Origin of the sequence: Segatella copri (assembly GCF_009494395.1) — a bacterium.
Taxonomy (GTDB): Bacteria; Bacteroidota; Bacteroidia; order Bacteroidales; family Bacteroidaceae; genus Prevotella.
On record NZ_VZCB01000011.1, the window covers coordinates 67,910 to 84,325 of the forward strand.

Consider the following 16,416-nt stretch of genomic DNA (forward strand, 5'->3'; position numbering starts at 1 on the left):
AAAGAACGATGATACAAAAGAGAATCAGATAAATGATAAATAGTAAACTGATATACAAGATCTTGGGGCAACTGCTTTTCATCGAGGCATTCCTGCTCTTCATCAGTCTGCTGGTAGCCTATTACTATCAGCAGGACGATATCTTCGCCTTCATTGTGGCGACACTCATCACCATCGGAGGCGGACTTATCCTGAAATGGAAGGGCCATGGAGCCGACAACTCGATGTCGCGCCGTGATGCTTACCTCGTGGTTTCGCTCTCATGGATTATCTTCAGTCTCTTCGGCACCCTGCCTTTCATGGTCAGCGGTTACATCAATAACTTTACGGATGCCTACTTCGAGACAATGTCGGGATTCACCACCACGGGTGCCACCATTCTTGACGATGTAGAATGCGTCCCGCACGGATTGCTGTTCTGGCGATCGCTCACCCAATGGATAGGCGGTTTGGGAATCGTGTTCTTCACCATCGCCCTGCTGCCATCACTTGTAGGAGGACAGACCAAGGTGTTTGCCGCCGAGGCTACGGGTCCTATCAAGACCAAGCTTCATCCCCGTCTTTCCACTTCGGCAAAATGGATATGGAGTATCTATCTGATGCTCACCATCGCCTGCATCGTATCCTACTATGTGGCGGGAATGAATCTCTTCGACAGTTTCAACTATGCGATGAGCACGACGGCAACGGGTGGTTTCGCTACCCACAACAGCAGTACCGAGTTCTTCCATTCACCAGCGCTGGAATACATCTGTACGTTCTTCTGCTTCCTGTCGGGTGTGAACTTCACCCTGCTTTATGCAGCAGTCATCAAGTTCAAGATTAAGGATCTGTTCAAGAACTCGGAATTCAAGTTTTATGCATTCCTGGTTGCGGCATTCACGGCTTTCATCATGGTAGAGCTGATGGCGATGCGCAATTATGATGTGGAACATGCCTTCCGCAGTGCCATCTTCCAGGTGGTATCCTTCATCACCACCACCGGATTGTTTAACGACGATGCAGCCGTGTGGCCTCATGTAACCTGGGTAATATTGGCAGCCTGCATGTTCTTCGGAGCCTGCTCGGGCAGTACGAGTGGAGGTTTGAAGTGTATCCGCGGCGTGATGCTGGTGAGAATGGTGAAGAATGAATTCCGCCAGATTCTGCATCCTAACGCCGTACTTCCATTGAAGATTGATGGCGTGAACGTTCCGATGCAGAAACGAGTCACCTTGCTCGCCTTCCTCACCACCTATCTCATCATCTGCCTGGTCATCTCCTTCACGATGATAGCCATGGGCATCGACAATACCAATGCCATCACCATCACCCTGAGCTGTGTGGGCAATGTGGGACCTACCTTGGGTACGGAGATTGGTCCGACGATGTCGTGGAGCGAACTGCCGGATGTGGCAAAATGGTTCTGCTCGCTGATGATGCTCATCGGACGTCTGGAGATATTCAGCGTACTGGTAATCTTTACTCCAGCCTTCTGGAGAGAGAACTAGAGTTCAAGTGAAGAACGAAGAACGAAGAGTTCTATAACAATATAACATTTTATCAACTAATTCCATAAAGTTATGAAACCATTAAAATTTGAACCACTATTGAAGTCCACCATCTGGGGTGGAAACAAGATTATCGCCTTCAAGCATCTTGACATCAAACAGGAGAAAGTTGGCGAGAGTTGGGAAATCTCAGGTGTTCCTGGCAACGAGAGCATCGTAGCCGACGGCGAAATGAAGGGCAAGAAACTCAATGAGGTAGTTGCTGAGTTGAAGGAGAACTTCCTCGGTGCAGAGAACTACAAGCGTTTTGGCAACGAGTTTCCATTGCTTATCAAGTTTATCGATGCCAATACCGACCTTTCTATCCAGGTACATCCTAATGACGAAATTGCCAAGAAGCAAGGCAAGGAACGCGGCAAGACCGAGATGTGGTATGCGCTGCCAAGCGAGCCAGATGCCAAGCTCTACAACGGCTTGAAGATGCAGATTACTCCTGAGCAGTACAAGGAGATGGTGGAGAATGATACCATCACCGATGCTCTGGCTCAGTATAACGTGAAGGAAGACGACTGCTTCTTTATCCCAGCCGGCAGAATCCATGCCATCGGAACAGGCTGTTTCGTTGCAGAGATTCAGCAGACCAGCGATGTAACCTATCGCATCTACGACTTCAAGCGCAAGGACAAGGATGGCAACTATCGCCAGCTCCACACCAAGGAGGCTGCCGAGTGCATCGACTACACCGTATTGCCAGACTATCGCCAGAACTACACTCCTGCCAAGAACCAGGGTGTTAGCATGGTACAGTGCCCTTACTTCACCACAGCCGTTTATGATCTCGATGAACCTATGACTTTGGATTATTCAGAACTGGACAGCTTCGTGATTCTGATAGGTCTGAAGGGTGAGGCTAAGATTACCGACAACGAGGGTAACGAGATTACGCTCCAGGGCGGCGAGAGCATCGTAGTTCCTGCCTCTACCCAGACCTTGAAGGTAGAAGGAACCTTGAAGTTCCTGGAGACATACGTATAAATTTAAAAGTAAAAAAGTAAAAAGGTAAAAAGAGCCTGGCGGAATGTCATCTGCCTGCTTTCTTTTTACCTTTTTACCCTTTTACCTTTTTACTTTTTTACCTTTCTAAAAATCTTTCCACGTCCCTCTGAATCTTCTGGAATTCCGGAGAGAACTGGTAGAAGGTGTTCTTCTTCATCATCATTTTCACCTTGCCCAGACTGTTCTCATAGCATGCCATCTCGGTGCGTGCCTGTTCGGAATGAACCGCCCTGGCACGGATTTCATTCTCCCTGACATTGCGCAGCGTATCGCAGACGCTCTGCACCAAAGGGCAAACCACCAGGTCGAAAAGATGATGCCCCTGTATATATAAATAGGTGTTATGCTCGTTTACCCCCAGATTATTCAGATACTGGATCATATCCGGCAGCTCATCCTTGAACGTCTTGAAGCGACGCTCCAGCTGGAAAAGCTTCGCCCTCACCTTCTTGGCAAGATAATTGATAGCCTGCTGAGGGTCCTGGATTCTGACTGATGGCAATACGATGACCTTATCGAACTCTGCCATATCAAAATGCATCGACATCTTGCGATGACGGATATAGAAGAGAAGATGCCACACGAAGAGCGGCCATATCGTACGGGAATAAGCCTCCATGAATCTTTCGAAATCGAAGATATGGGTATCGTTCAACGTCACCATCACGCAGGTTTCGTGCAATCCCTTGGAGTAACACTGGAAATTCTCGATGGCATAAGCGTAGGTATGGAAGATATAGGGATTCTCCAGCATCTGCTGCGAGGCTTCGGTAGAACCCTGCCTCAGGAAATCATAGTCGGCATCCACGCAGGCTATCATATCCCTTCCCACCCCCTTGAGCATATTCACGATAGCCGCCTTCTTGCCACGGTCGAGATGGTTGTTGCGGGTAGGAAGCAGGATTTCGAAATAGCGCGTCTCATCCTCATACTTTCCCAATACCGAACGCCAGAAGAAGACATCATCGTAGCTTTCGACGTAAGCCACTATCTTGCGCCGAGCCTTCTTCGAGGTCATCTTGTTGGCGGCCTCGAAGTAGAGGGAATTGATATTATCGGTTAAACGTTTAGCCATAATACTTTTAATCAATAATTTATAATGTATAATGTACAATGCCCCATTCTACCATTATACATTATACATTATTAATTGTACATTATTAATTACGAAATCGTGATATCGTTCACATCCGTCACCCTATCTGTCCATCCGTCCATGACCACAGCAGGACTGTGGGTGGTCATGATGATCTGGATATTCGGATTCAGTTTCAATACCAGTCCGATGAGCTGCTTCTGCCATTCGAAGTGAAGGCTGATTTCAGGCTCATCCATAAAGAGGACGTATGACTGGTTATCTTCCACCAATACAGTTAGGAGGATGGCGAGAATCTGCTTCTCACCAGCCGAGAGCTGATAAGGCGAGAGCTGCTCACCTATCTGGTTGAAACGGATTTCGTTGGCAGTACGGATGATGGTCTTGCCGGTATCCTTGAAAAGACCATCTACGATATCCTGGAACATTCTCTTCGGTTCGCTCAGTTGCTGAGCCTTGAAGGCAGCATCCGGTTCGCCACTCTGAAGCACGGCGATGATGCGGTTGCCGATGTTCACCTGATAATCCAGATACTTGCGCTGCAGCTGGAAGAGCTGCCAGTCGAGTTCGGTAACCAGGGTAAGGTCTATCTTGTTGATCATCTCTGCATTCATCAATGGTCGGTCTACCGATCGGATTACATCATAGCGAATCCACTTAGCCTCCTCCGGCTCCACCTTCAGATGCACGCCCTTGATCATGTGACTAGGAAATTCACCGCCAGCCGCCAGACCCTTTACCACCTTATTTAATATAGTACTCTTGCCCACGCCGTTTACACCACTCAGGATATTGACACGGCGGTCGAGGTTCCAAAGAATATGTTTGGTACCGCTCCATAGAGATTCTATCTCTATCTGTTTGATATAATCAGCATATTTCTGCATAAGAATAATCTCCTATCTTTAATAGTCAAGAACGGAAAAAGACTATTGTCTTAACTTCTTAACTCCTTTAACTTCCAAAAAATATACCGCAAATATAGCAAAATTCCTCGAATTTTTGTACCTTTGCACCCGATTTTATTCAAAATAAAGAAGATTTAAATAGAAATAAGGAAAAAATGGATAACAAACGACCTCTTATCGCCCACCTGTGCCTCTTCTGTTCCGGCGCATTCTGGGGACTGATGGCTCCCGTAGGCAAGGATGCCATGCTTCACGGCATCGACGGCATCGACCTCGTGAGCTTCCGTGTATTGGGTGGCGCCATCCTCTTTTGGCTCACTTCGCTCTTCACCAAGAAAGAGCATGTTCCTGTAAAAGACATCTTCAAGTTTGCTGCTGCCGGGCTCTTCGCCCTCGTATTCAACCAGTGTTCTTACACCATCGGTCTGAACATGACCTCGCCTAGCAATTCCAGCATTATGACCACCTCGATGCCTATCTTCGCCATGATACTCTCCTTCCTGATATTGAAGGAGCCTATCACCTGGAAGAAGGCGCTCGGCGTGCTGATGGGATGTGCTGGTGCCGTCATCATCATCCTGACAAGTGCTACATCCGGCAATGCCAAAGTGGGAAACATCTGGGGCGACCTGCTCTGTATGTCGGCGCAGCTATCCTTCGCCCTCTACCTGTCGCTCTTCAAGAACCTACTGTCTAAGTATTCGCTCTTCACCATCAACAAGTGGATGTTCCTCTGGGCAACCGTCCTGATATGGCCTTTCACCATCAGCCACGTAATGAGCATCGACTTTGCCAACGTTCCGATGAGCACCTGGTGGGAATCGGGCTACGTGGTTCTCTTCGGCACTTATCTGGGCTACATCTGCATGATGATTGGTCAAAAGACCTTGCGCCCTACCGTGGTATCTGTATATAATTATGTGCAGCCGCTAGTATCAGTCACCGTGAGTGTCATCGTAGGTCTCGCCGTATTCAAGGGCATGCAGGCGATTGCTGCCATCCTCGTATTCTCCGGTGTATGGCTCGTGGTCAAGAGCAAATCGAAGAGAGATATCGACCAGCACGACCACAGCCTGGCTTTCGAGAAAAGACATGCGTAGATTGCTTTAATGTCGATTTATAAAACTGAAACTGTCCCCATCTGAGATAACAGATGAGGACAGTTTTTGTTATATGAGAAAAAAGATATCAGCAACCGAAGTAAACCATCAGTCCGCCCAAAACGATATACAATAGGGCGTATGGGATAGCCGAGCGGAGAATCTCTCCATCCTTTCCCTCCATATCGCAGGCTGCAGTCGCAATGGCGATGCTCTGCGGACTAATCATCTTTCCACCCGTGGCTCCCGTGGTATTGGCAGCAACCAGCCAGTTCTCCTGACCGCCCTCCATACCGAAGAAAGTGCTCTGTCCCGTCATGCCCAACTGGTTGGCAACATGAGCCTGGAGCTTGGCAAAGAGGATATTCGAAGAGGTATCAGAACCCGTAACGAAGGTTCCGATGGCACCAATCATCGGAGCAACCAAAGGATAGAAATCGCCCGTCACAGCCACCAGTCCGGAAGCGATGGAAGTAATCATTCCCGAATAGTTCATCACACTCGCCAGGGCTATCAGCGAACAGATAGTCACCACCGTCTTGCGCAGATTCACCGTGGTACGGGCAAGAATCACCATCAGTCTCTTGAGGCTCAATCCCTGTACCAATCCACCAATCGTAGCACCCAGGAAGAGCATCAGTCCCGCATTGGAAATCCAGCCAAACTTAAAGGTGCTGTCGAGCACAGGCAGATGAACCGCACTTACCAGATGACTCTTGAGGAAAGCATTGACCGGAGGACAGAGTGCTCCGGAAACCAGGATAAATATCAATATAAAGAGGTAAACGCTCCATGCCTTCAGGCTCTCGGCAAGCGTAAAAGTTTCCTTATCCTGTACCTTGCTCTTTCTAGCAAACACCTTGGCGTATGCGATGATGGCGATGATGGCAGCCAGCGAACCGATGATGGCCGGAGTCTCTGAACCGAGATAATAGCCGCAGACAAACTGCACTACCACGGAAATCACTCCCACCCACAGGGCGATGATGAGATTCTTGACAAGATTGTGCTTATCGGTAAGCGTCAGAATGATGAAAGGCAGGATGATAAAGAGAGGTGACAGCTGGATGATGGCGAAGGCCGAAGTCTCGCAAATCTGAGCCGCCGAAGCTGATCCGCTTTCAGCCACCTCATTACAGAGCGTAGTAACCGGCACACCCACGGCACCAAATCCCGTAGCCACGGTATTGCCGATCAAGGACACCAGAGCCGAGAACATCGGTTTGAATCCGAGTCCGATGAGGATGGCTGCAGGTATCGCCACCGCCGTTCCGAAGCCCGCCATACCTTCGAGCAGTCCGCCGAATCCCCATACGAGGAGCAGAACGAGCAGTCCCTTATCATCAGTAATCGATGTAAACTGCCTCTTGATAACGTCTATCTGCTTGCTTTCCACGAGGATATTATAGCTGTAGATAGCCATCAGGATGATGATGAGAATCGGGAATACCGCCTTCAGGATGCCTTCCACCACCGCCCATCCCGTCAGGGCGATAACGCTATCCTCCGCATGTTCCGGGGCTATCATGCCTAGCGGCGAAGCAGCGAAGAGAGCGAGCAACACGGTAACAACGAGCGTCAGCAAGGCGCTTTTATGACCTGCCATCTTGAAGCCGAGCATCAGGATGAACAGCAACACGATGGGAATAATAGAAACTATTGATGCCATAAGCCATTCAGTTTTTTAATGTTTTCGATTGCTAAATTTTTTGTTTATGACTGCAAAAATAACATTTTTCTTTGAAAAAAGAAAGCATTTTTTGAAAAAAATCTTTTTTAAGATGTCCGATTTTTCAATTTCATACGTCTATAGAGTGTAAAGGTTATGAGAACAGAAGAATTCAACCATATCATCCTACCGATGCGCAGCGACTTGAAAGCGTATGCGCTAAGGTTGACTGAGAGTGACGACAATGCCGAAGACCTCGTGCAGGAAGTCATGCTCAGGCTGTGGGACATACGCCAGAATATCAAGGCAGAAGATAACCTCAAGGCGCTCGCCATCACCATCATGCGCAACAAGTTTTATGACCAGTGCCGACATGAGGAGCGGAACTTCACCACCGACAAGGTGATGGAAGTACCCATAGAAGACCGGCGGGCAGAGCAACGGGACGAGGTAAATCTCATCAGACAGATAGTGGCACAGCTCCCGCCCTTGCAGCAGCAGATATTCCGCATGAAGGAGATAGAAGGCTATACTGCCGATGAAATCATGCAGATAACGGGATGCACAGCTGATAATCTCCGAAAGAATCTCTCCAGAGCCCGACTCAAAATAAGAGAGACTTATATGAATATCGTGAAACAAAACAGAACAAAATAAAGAAGGAGGAAAGAAGATGAACGATAAAATAAAAAGAATCGATGAATTCAAGGGTATCAATGAATTCAAGACGATACAAGACTTGCTCGACAAGTATATGGATGGTGCCTCATCCAATGAGGAAGAGGCAACGCTCAGAAAATATTTCGAAGAGCATGGCAATGATATTCCAGAAGAATGGGAATCCTACCGCGCCCTCTTCAGCTATATCGGATTCGAACAGATGAATCTTTCTCAAAATCTAAAAGAAGAAGAGAAGGAGATAGAAAAGGAGGATATTCTAGAAGATGAAGAAAAGAATATCACAAAGAAAGAAGGAAAGGAAGAGGAAGCTTCTCCAAAGAAGGAAACTTTTACAAAGAAGGAAGCTTCTCGCAGCAGATGGATCAAATATTTCGGCACATCTGTAGCAGCCGCCGCTATCATCGCATTCCTGATTGTGGGCATCCAGAAGATAGCCCAGCCTCAGCCTGAATGTTATGCGGTTATCGATGGAAAGGTTTATACCGACCAGGAATTCGTGCACCATGAAGCCCTGGATGCCCTGGAAGATGTTTCGGCAGATTCCGAAGATCCATTCAGTGCCCTGGATATGATGAAACAATAAATTCATCTTTTAGATGAATCAATCAAACTATAAAGTATAATATATATAATTAAGGTATAGAATATGAAACGATGCAACTTGATAAAACGCTTCTTCATCGGACTGCTTCTTATCGTGGTAGCCTCGATTTCGGCTAATGCCCAGGAGGGACTATATGTAAAAAGTATATTCCAACGCTTCGGACACGCCAAGGGATGCAAGATGGTTACGATGCAGAATACGCAACTCAAAGGTTACAAGCTCAAGATATACAAGAGCCTGGTATATAAGAACCACGCCACGGAAATAGCCCACTATCTGAAGTCCGACCGCAAGGCTGCAAAAAAAATCAGAGAGGTGGTGGAGAATGGCAAGATGGTGAGCGGCTATTACATGATGGCACCCTTGAGCAATGGCAACAACCGCTTTATCCTCTTCAGTAATCCGAATGAAAACAAGGGAACCGTGATTTATATCGAAGGCGACCTGTCGCCCGAAGACATCATGCACCTCTGCTATTCCAGAAGATAGAAGCAACATCTTCCTATAGGAATCCTCTCAATAAGAATAAGAAACAACATAAAATATAGTATTATGAATATCAAAAACGTAATGATGATGGCTGCCATGATGCCAGCCTTCGCCCTTGCTGAAACCAACAGCAACAGTGCACCAGTCTCTGTAGAGGCTAACGACACCACAATCAGAGTGAACGACCAGAACATCGTCATCAAGCAGGATGGCGAACAGACTTCTGTGAAGATATATAAGATGAACGGCAACGAGATGACCAAGATTTCAGAGACCCAATTCGTAGATGGGCAGGAAGTAGAAAAGGTATTTGTCACCTCACCATTCATCCCTCAGACTTTGAGCAAGCGCAAGCGCAGTCTGGAGAGTCATTATCCAACCTTCTTCTTCGGCTGCAGCCAGTTGCCAGGCAGCAGGGGAAGCATGGGAGGCAACAACGAGATGCATAGTCGCGACTCCAAGTCGTGGGAATGGGGCATCACCCTCACCAGTCTCTGCTTCCGCCTTTCCAACGAAATGGCGCTCACCTCCTCTCTCTCCATCGGACAGGTACACCACCATTTCAAGGACAATTATGTATTAAGCACCGAAAACGGGATATCGGCAATGACTCCGATAGAAGGCGAAACGCTGAAGAAAAGCTATATCAGCTACAATGTGCTCCGCCTGCCTATCATGCTGGAGTGGCAGAAGCGCATAGGATGCCATGATGCATTCCTGGCGTTAGGTCCATCGGTAGAATACCGCTGGCACGAGCATTCCCGCTACTTCATAGGCAAGCACAAGCATACCGAAACGGGCGATATCAACCTCAACCCTATCGGCGTGAATCTCGAGGCCCGTGCCGGCTACTCAGGAGTGATGCTCTACGCCCGTGCCGGAGTAACCCCGCTGCTCAACAAGACCAAGGCTCCCGAGTGCTACCCGATGACCATCGGCTTAGGATTTAGACTGTAATTTCTCTCAAAAAATCGAAAAAATGCCCGAATACCACAAACGTGGTAGCAGGAATACTACTCATATGCTATTTCAGAATCCAAAAAATCGCCGTACCTTTGCAGCGTCAATCAGAACAAACAGCATGATGACTTTCAGAAGGACATCAGAATGTCTTTCAGAGAGAGAACATCAATCTGATTTCTGGGCGGCAATTTATATAAATGAATAGATTGAATATTAACGTAAAATTAAAGAAAGGACATAGATTATGAGTACAGAAAAGAAACTTCGCTTTGAGACACTTCAGTTGCATGTAGGTCAGGAAAATCCAGATCCAGCTACCGACGCTCGTGCGGTGCCTATCTACCAGACCACAAGTTACGTGTTCCGCAACTCTCAGCACGCTGCCGATCGCTTCGGACTCCGTGACGCAGGTAACATCTATGGTCGCTTGACCAACTCTACTCAGGGTGTATTCGAAGACCGTGTGGCTGCCCTCGAAGGTGGTGTAGCAGGTTTGGCTGTCGCTTCTGGCGCTGCCGCCGTAACCTACGCTCTGCAGAACATCCTTCAGAACGGCGACCACATCGTAGCTGCCGACAACATCTACGGTGGTACTTATAACCTCATCACTCATACATTATCCACACAGGGTGTCAGCTACACCATCGTAGATCCTCGCAACTTCGAGCAGGTAGAGGCTGCTATCCAGGACAATACCAAGGCACTCTATGCAGAGACCTTCGGAAATCCTAACTCAGATGTAACCGATATCGATAAGTTGGCAGAGATTGCTCATCGCCACAACATCCCATTGATTATCGACAACACCTTCGGCACCCCATACCTCATCCGCCCTATCGAGCACGGAGCAGACATCGTGGTTCACTCTGCAACCAAGTTCATCGGCGGTCACGGTTCATCTCTCGGTGGTGTCATCGTAGATGGCGGTAAGTTCGACTGGAAGGCAAATGCCGACAAGTTCCCTACTCTCGCTAAGCCAGACCCATCTTATCATGGTGCCGTATTCGCAGATGTAGCCGGAGCAGCAGCCTTCGTAACCCGAATCCGTGCGGTCATCCTTCGTGATACCGGTGCAACCATCTCTCCATTCAACGCCTGGATTCTTCTTCAGGGCTTGGAGACATTGAGCCTCCGTGTAGAGCGTCACGTACAGAATGCATTGAAGGTGGTAGAGTATCTGGAGAATAACCCTAAGGTGGCTAAGGTTAATCACCCAGCCGTTCCTTCTCATCCAGACCACGAGCTTTACAAGAAGCTCTTCCCTAACGGCGGTGGTTCTATCTTCACCTTCGACATCAAGGGCGGCGAGAAAGAGGCTTGGGAGTTCATCGACCACCTGCGCATCTTCTCTCTGTTGGCTAACGTAGCCGATGTGAAGTCACTGGTTATCCACCCAGCAACAACCACCCACTCTCAGTTGAGCCCAGAGGAGTTGGAGGAGCAGCACATCTATCCTTCTACCGTTCGCCTGAGCATCGGTATCGAGAACATCGACGACCTGATTGAGGCACTCGATGAGGCATTTACCTACGTAAAGTAGTGAGTAGTGATTAATTATTAGTGATTAATTATCAATGATTTAAATTAGAGTACAGTTATGGCAAAGATATATAAGCAGATTACTGATTTAATCGGTAAGACCCCATTGGTAGAATTGGGTAAGTATTCAGTATCCAAGGGTTTGGAGACTCCTGTAATTGCTAAGGTAGAATTCTTCAATCCTGGCGGAAGCGTAAAGGATCGTATCGCCCTTGCGATGATCGAAGACGCTGAGCAGAAGGGCATCCTGAAACCAGGTGCCACCATCATCGAACCAACCAGCGGTAATACGGGTGTAGGTTTGGCTCTGGTATCAGCCGTAAAGGGCTACCACCTCATCCTCACCATGCCTGAAACCATGAGTGTGGAGCGCAGAAACCTGGTGAAGGCTTACGGCGCAGAAGTGAGACTGACCAGCGGTAAGGACGGAATGCCTGGCGCCATCAAGGCTGCCGAGGAGCTCCGTGATTCCATCCCAGGCTCTGTGATTCTGGGACAGTTTACCAACCCATCCAATCCTGCCAAGCACTATGCCACAACTGGACCAGAAATCTGGGCAGATACCGATGGCGAGATTGATATCTTCGTAGCCGGTGTGGGAACAGGTGGAACCATTTCGGGTATCGCCAAGTACCTGAAGGAGCAGAATCCTAACGTGAAGGTGATTGCCGTAGAGCCTGCCACATCGCCTGTATTGAACGGCGGACAGAGCGGTCCTCACAAGATTCAGGGCATCGGTGCCGGTTTCGTTCCTGAGACCTACTCTTCAGAATTCATCGATGAGGTATTGGATATTCAGAACGATGATGCCATCAAGGCAGGTCGTGACCTGGCTCAGACCGAGGGCCTCTTGGTAGGAATCTCATCAGGTGCCGCCGCCTTTGCAGCCACCGAGATTGCGAAGCGTCCAGAGAACAAGGGCAAGAAGATTGTAGCCCTCTTGCCAGATACTGGCGAGCGTTATTTGAGCACTGTACTCTATGCTTTCGAGGAGTATCCATTGTAATTCACAATCGGATATTTTCTGATGAAAGCAAAATCTATCATAATGGTCAGCACGTTGATGATATCCTCCAGCATCCTCTGCTAGTAGTCATAAAGCTTGATTTTCTTCATCAAAAGAAATTATATGAGAAGACAATAGCCAACAAGATGAGCCGAGCTTTTATTCAAAGCTCAGCCCATCTTATCGTATATAATTAAAATTTAAAATCTAATCCCTTTGTGTTTCTCTGATATTATTTATATAACTTTCCAAAAGCACGACTTTTTTCATAACCACCAAGAAAATCAAAAGAAATCTGTGTAAATCCGTGAAATCTGTGGGACTAATAAACAGCAAAGAAAAAATATACACAAATATTGGTATCCAACAAGTAATTCATATCATCCAAACTTGACAGGTTCTGACTTTGACATTTTACTTTCGTTGATATTTGCTATAATATCTTCTGCCGACTGTTCGCCAACCCAAGAACCACAGCAACGTTCTACCATTTCTTTAGTTCTATCTGCTGGCGTTTTTATTTCCTCTGCATTTGCCATCGACATGGAAAGTAAAGCAATAACCTCTATCTTATCTTCCTTACTTAATTTTTCGAGTTCATGCCAATGAGGAACTTTACTTACGAGCCTATTACTTAAAGCAACAATATTCATAATTTTCTCCTTTTTAAACGTTCAACTTTGCCGCAAAAATACGCTTTTTTCTCGAAACCGCTAAGAAAACCACAAGAAATCTGCAAGTTATCAACGAATTAGCCTTAAAATCAGTAATCTATACCCCCATTATAGCAAACCCACCCCATACTGTCTTCACCTTTCCCCAGGCGGTCCCATCCCGCACAACATGGCGTAGACCTTTGATGGTCCGACAACCTTATAGCGAAGCGGTTCCGAGCACCGGAGGGCGGTTACATCCTTTCCTCTTAATGGTTAAGGGAAAGGCTTGGTTTAGGATTAAGGACCCTTCCGCTGGGGAGGGACAGGTGGGGCAAATATAGCACTGTAGGGCGTTTTCCTCCCTCTCCCCTGAGGGTTTCTGTTCCCTACAAGGGGAACCGAAGGGGTCGTAAAGACTTGAAGAAGACCGAGATGAGTTCCTTCTGCTACTTGCAATAATCAATAGTTACGACATCTTAAACTATTAATTAAGATGATTGTTTCCTTGATTCCGCAATAATAACTCCACGAAATCTTTTATATTTACAACAAAAATGCGAGGAAATTCAACCTCATTGAGAATTTTAAAGTGAGCATCATTACTCACTATACAACTTGCACCAGCAGAAAAAGCACAATCTACAAATTTGTTGTCATCCTCATCAGCTTGAATGAGATGCAACTTATAATAGGGTGTTACGAATTCCACATTCTTTTGACTTAGAATCACAGACACAACATTACTAGCAATATTTGCATTAGTTTTCTGCTCAATGATTTCTAAATACTCCTCAATAATTTCATTTGTAACGCACAAGGTCAATTTACCTTTCAAGAAATCATCCCAAATCTTACGATAAGGGCTTATCCTTGGAAGGCTCATCAATAAGCAATTAGTATCAAGAACTATCTTTCTCATTTGCCAGAGGTACGTAAATGTTCATTACCCCAGCTCTCTATAGTATCAAGAGTTATACTTCCATTATCGCACAGCTCATCAATCCCCTCATCAACCTTCTTTGCAAAGTATTGAGAGAGAACATTTTCAAGATTATCTAATTCCTGTGGAGTCTTGATATAAGACATCATTTGAAGAATCTTCATCTGAGCAGGGTTAAATACAGTCTGTTCCATTCTATTTCAATTAAACGTTCAACTTTGCCGCCAAAATTACGCTTTTTTCTCGAAACCACCAAGAAAATCAAAAGAAATCTGCAACTTATCATCAAATTGCTACAAAATCAACTGTAAACAATAAACTATTAACTGTAAACTGCTATTCCCCCGGCGGTCCCATCCCGCAAAATATGGCAAGGGCTTTGATGCCCCGCCAACCTTATAGCGTATATGATTAATTGTTATACAAATGAAAAAATACTTTTTAGCCAACAACAGAAAGAATATCTTCTGGCGATATACCCATTCTTGTTATAGCCGAGATTTTGTGTCCACCATTTGCATTTAACGAATGACCACAATGATAAAGCGTATCATCAATGACAAGCCAGCGGTCATGTGACTCTTTGCTCCATTTTCTGATATCAATATGAGCATCAGGGAACAACCTATCATGCTCCTCCATCAATCGTTGCATTCCCTGACCGACACCTACTGTATAGATAATTGCTTCCACTCCAGATTTTCTAATGTTCAGAAAGTCAAGAGTCAAGGCTGATACATAAGCATCAATAACAATTACACGATGATTTGCCGAACTAACCAAATTTTCCAATGCCACACGTGCCGTATAGAAGTCCCCCTCAAAGAAAACCATTTCTGCAGGAGGTGTAGATGTACGAATAAAGAAGTCAAGCTGCTCCTGTTGTTCTGCCTGTTTGTCTTCAATTCGTGTCATACGCAGACTATGCTCTTCCAATCGAGAATCAAACTGTCGCTGCATCGCCAATAGTTGCTGGTTAACAGAATAACCTTTTAACAAATAATTATTGAGAACACGAGTTGCCCATCTACGAAAGGCCGTAGCATTGATGCTATTTACACGATAGCCAACAGAAATAATAGCATCAAGATTGTAAAACTGCGTTTTATAGGTTTTCCCATCAGCCGCAGTATGTTCCAAAATGGAACTAACTGAATTTTGGTCAAGTTCCCCACTGTTGAAGATATTTCTCAAATGCTTTGTTATAGCTGGTCGTTTTGTACCGAAAAGGTCAGCTATTTGCTGCTGAGTAAGCCATACAGTATCATGGCTTGCATCAATCTTCACTTGAAGAGAGATGCTTTCATTTGGCTGATAGAGAACTATCTGCGACTCATCAGTAATCTGTATGTTATTATTGTCGTTTGCCATACTTGTCATTATTTACAAATAATAATTTCCAAAGTTACGACTTTTTTATCAAACCACCAAATAAAATGACTAATTCTTTTGTATTTACATTGGAAATCATCATATTTCAAATAATATGCCCTATATTTACTCATAGAAAGACGATAGCCATTGATTAACGGCTCCTTTGTCTTCCAATCTAAGAAGTTCTTCCTCTTCTGCTTTAGTAAACTTAGGAGCACCAAAGTTTTTGATGTTTGAACCATTCAGCGAATAATATCCTGATGTGTAAGGCTTACTGTTAGCTACAACATAGTTCCAAAAAATATCAGACTCCAACACCTTCTGCAAAATCTTCATCTTTCGCATATCATCACCCACGAACGCCATACCATTGTATAACAGCAAGTTTGAATTTTCTACAATAACGCAGTTTAATGGCTTATTAGCAATTTTTCGGAAAAAGAATGACTAAAAAAGCAAAAAATAGCAGATTTGAGCTTTTGTTTTGAGTTTCAAGTGGTTGTGGCAGTCGTTGGCTTTTTGTGGCATTCGTGAGGAAATGCGAAAATGGCGGATTTGAGAAGTAGAAACGCTTTCAAGTCATTACCTCAAAGAAACGCTCTAATAAGCATTTTTAACGGCTTCGGTTTTTACTTCTCAATTCTGCACAGGTTGTGAATTTGCCATGCAACTCTCATGATTTAATTTTGCACAGAACAAAAAGCAAGGAATTATGAGAAGTACATTCAAGACAGTCTTCTATGTAAACGGAAGCAAGGAGAGAAACGGAATTGTCCCTATCATGGGACGTGTGACAATCAACGGAACTATCGCACAGTTCAGTTGCAAGCTGAGCGTGACCAAGG

Annotated in this window: 17 protein-coding genes and 1 pseudogene; 10 read left to right on the top strand and 8 right to left on the bottom strand. The window is 45.8% G+C overall.

Going from position 1 to position 16,416, the window contains the following annotated elements; genetic code table 11:
* The first annotated feature begins 32 nt into the window (after positions 1-32).
* Both F7D73_RS01195 and F7D73_RS01200 read left to right on the top strand, forming a co-directional pair.
* On the top strand, positions 33-1,490 hold the full coding sequence (locus F7D73_RS01195) for a TrkH family potassium uptake protein (RefSeq protein WP_153121920.1): 1,458 nt from the start codon (positions 33-35) through the stop codon (positions 1,488-1,490).
* Between the two features lie 72 nt (positions 1,491-1,562).
* Complete coding sequence (locus F7D73_RS01200) at positions 1,563-2,525, top strand: type I phosphomannose isomerase catalytic subunit (protein WP_153121921.1); 963 nt, start codon at positions 1,563-1,565, stop codon at positions 2,523-2,525.
* Positions 2,526-2,622: 97 nt separating this feature from the next.
* Here F7D73_RS01200 and F7D73_RS01205 read toward each other — a convergent pair whose 3' ends face one another.
* Positions 2,623-3,621, bottom strand: a complete 999-nt coding sequence (locus F7D73_RS01205) for a DUF4435 domain-containing protein (RefSeq protein ID WP_153121922.1) — start codon at positions 3,619-3,621, stop codon at positions 2,623-2,625.
* An 89-nt stretch (positions 3,622-3,710) separates the two neighbouring features.
* A complete protein-coding gene (locus tag F7D73_RS01210; RefSeq protein WP_153121923.1) occupies positions 3,711-4,529 on the bottom strand; it encodes an AAA family ATPase in 819 nt (272 codons plus the stop codon).
* 176 nt (positions 4,530-4,705) lie between these two features.
* On the opposite strand from F7D73_RS01210, the gene F7D73_RS01215 reads away from it, so the two are divergent.
* Positions 4,706-5,650, top strand: coding sequence for a DMT family transporter (locus F7D73_RS01215; RefSeq protein ID WP_153121924.1), 945 nt, complete (start codon positions 4,706-4,708; stop codon positions 5,648-5,650).
* A gap of 88 nt (positions 5,651-5,738) precedes the next feature.
* Here F7D73_RS01215 and F7D73_RS01220 read toward each other — a convergent pair whose 3' ends face one another.
* Complete coding sequence (locus F7D73_RS01220) at positions 5,739-7,319, bottom strand: L-lactate permease (RefSeq protein WP_153121925.1); 1,581 nt, start codon at positions 7,317-7,319, stop codon at positions 5,739-5,741.
* A gap of 156 nt (positions 7,320-7,475) precedes the next feature.
* On the opposite strand from F7D73_RS01220, the gene F7D73_RS01225 reads away from it, so the two are divergent.
* From F7D73_RS01225 to cysK, 6 genes are all read left to right on the top strand, one after another.
* On the top strand, positions 7,476-7,976 hold the full coding sequence (locus tag F7D73_RS01225) for an RNA polymerase sigma factor (protein WP_153121926.1): 501 nt from the start codon (positions 7,476-7,478) through the stop codon (positions 7,974-7,976).
* Positions 7,977-7,992: 16 nt separating this feature from the next.
* Positions 7,993-8,583, top strand: a complete 591-nt coding sequence (locus F7D73_RS01230; RefSeq protein WP_153121927.1) for a hypothetical protein — start codon at positions 7,993-7,995, stop codon at positions 8,581-8,583.
* A 63-nt stretch (positions 8,584-8,646) separates the two neighbouring features.
* Complete coding sequence (locus F7D73_RS01235; protein WP_153121928.1) at positions 8,647-9,093, top strand: DUF6108 family protein; 447 nt, start codon at positions 8,647-8,649, stop codon at positions 9,091-9,093.
* 63 nt (positions 9,094-9,156) lie between these two features.
* Complete coding sequence (locus tag F7D73_RS01240; protein ID WP_153121929.1) at positions 9,157-10,050, top strand: hypothetical protein; 894 nt, start codon at positions 9,157-9,159, stop codon at positions 10,048-10,050.
* A 250-nt stretch (positions 10,051-10,300) separates the two neighbouring features.
* Positions 10,301-11,596 (top strand): O-acetylhomoserine aminocarboxypropyltransferase/cysteine synthase family protein, encoded by a 1,296-nt coding sequence (locus F7D73_RS01245; protein ID WP_006849406.1) that lies wholly within the window; start codon positions 10,301-10,303, stop codon positions 11,594-11,596.
* Positions 11,597-11,653: 57 nt separating this feature from the next.
* Entirely contained in the window at positions 11,654-12,601 is a 948-nt protein-coding gene (gene cysK / locus F7D73_RS01250; protein WP_153121930.1) for a cysteine synthase A, read from the top strand.
* A gap of 380 nt (positions 12,602-12,981) precedes the next feature.
* Here the strand turns inward: cysK and F7D73_RS01255 are convergent, their stop codons facing one another.
* From F7D73_RS01255 to F7D73_RS01275, 5 genes are all read right to left on the bottom strand, one after another.
* On the bottom strand, positions 12,982-13,254 hold the full coding sequence (locus F7D73_RS01255; protein WP_153121931.1) for a hypothetical protein: 273 nt from the start codon (positions 13,252-13,254) through the stop codon (positions 12,982-12,984).
* 487 nt (positions 13,255-13,741) lie between these two features.
* A complete protein-coding gene (locus F7D73_RS01260) occupies positions 13,742-14,176 on the bottom strand; it encodes a putative toxin-antitoxin system toxin component, PIN family (RefSeq protein ID WP_117695125.1) in 435 nt (144 codons plus the stop codon).
* Positions 14,173-14,391 (bottom strand): hypothetical protein, encoded by a 219-nt coding sequence (locus tag F7D73_RS01265; protein WP_117588186.1) that lies wholly within the window; start codon positions 14,389-14,391, stop codon positions 14,173-14,175. Before F7D73_RS01265 ends, F7D73_RS01260 begins: the two co-directional genes overlap by 4 nt.
* Positions 14,392-14,638: 247 nt before the next feature.
* Positions 14,639-15,568, bottom strand: a complete 930-nt coding sequence (locus F7D73_RS01270) for a virulence RhuM family protein (RefSeq protein WP_153121932.1) — start codon at positions 15,566-15,568, stop codon at positions 14,639-14,641.
* Between the two features lie 126 nt (positions 15,569-15,694).
* A complete protein-coding gene (locus tag F7D73_RS01275) occupies positions 15,695-15,955 on the bottom strand; it encodes a hypothetical protein (protein WP_153121933.1) in 261 nt (86 codons plus the stop codon).
* A gap of 328 nt (positions 15,956-16,283) precedes the next feature.
* Between F7D73_RS01275 and F7D73_RS01280 the strand changes: the two are divergent.
* Positions 16,284-16,416 (top strand): annotated as a pseudogene (locus F7D73_RS01280) (site-specific integrase); the annotation flags it as partial.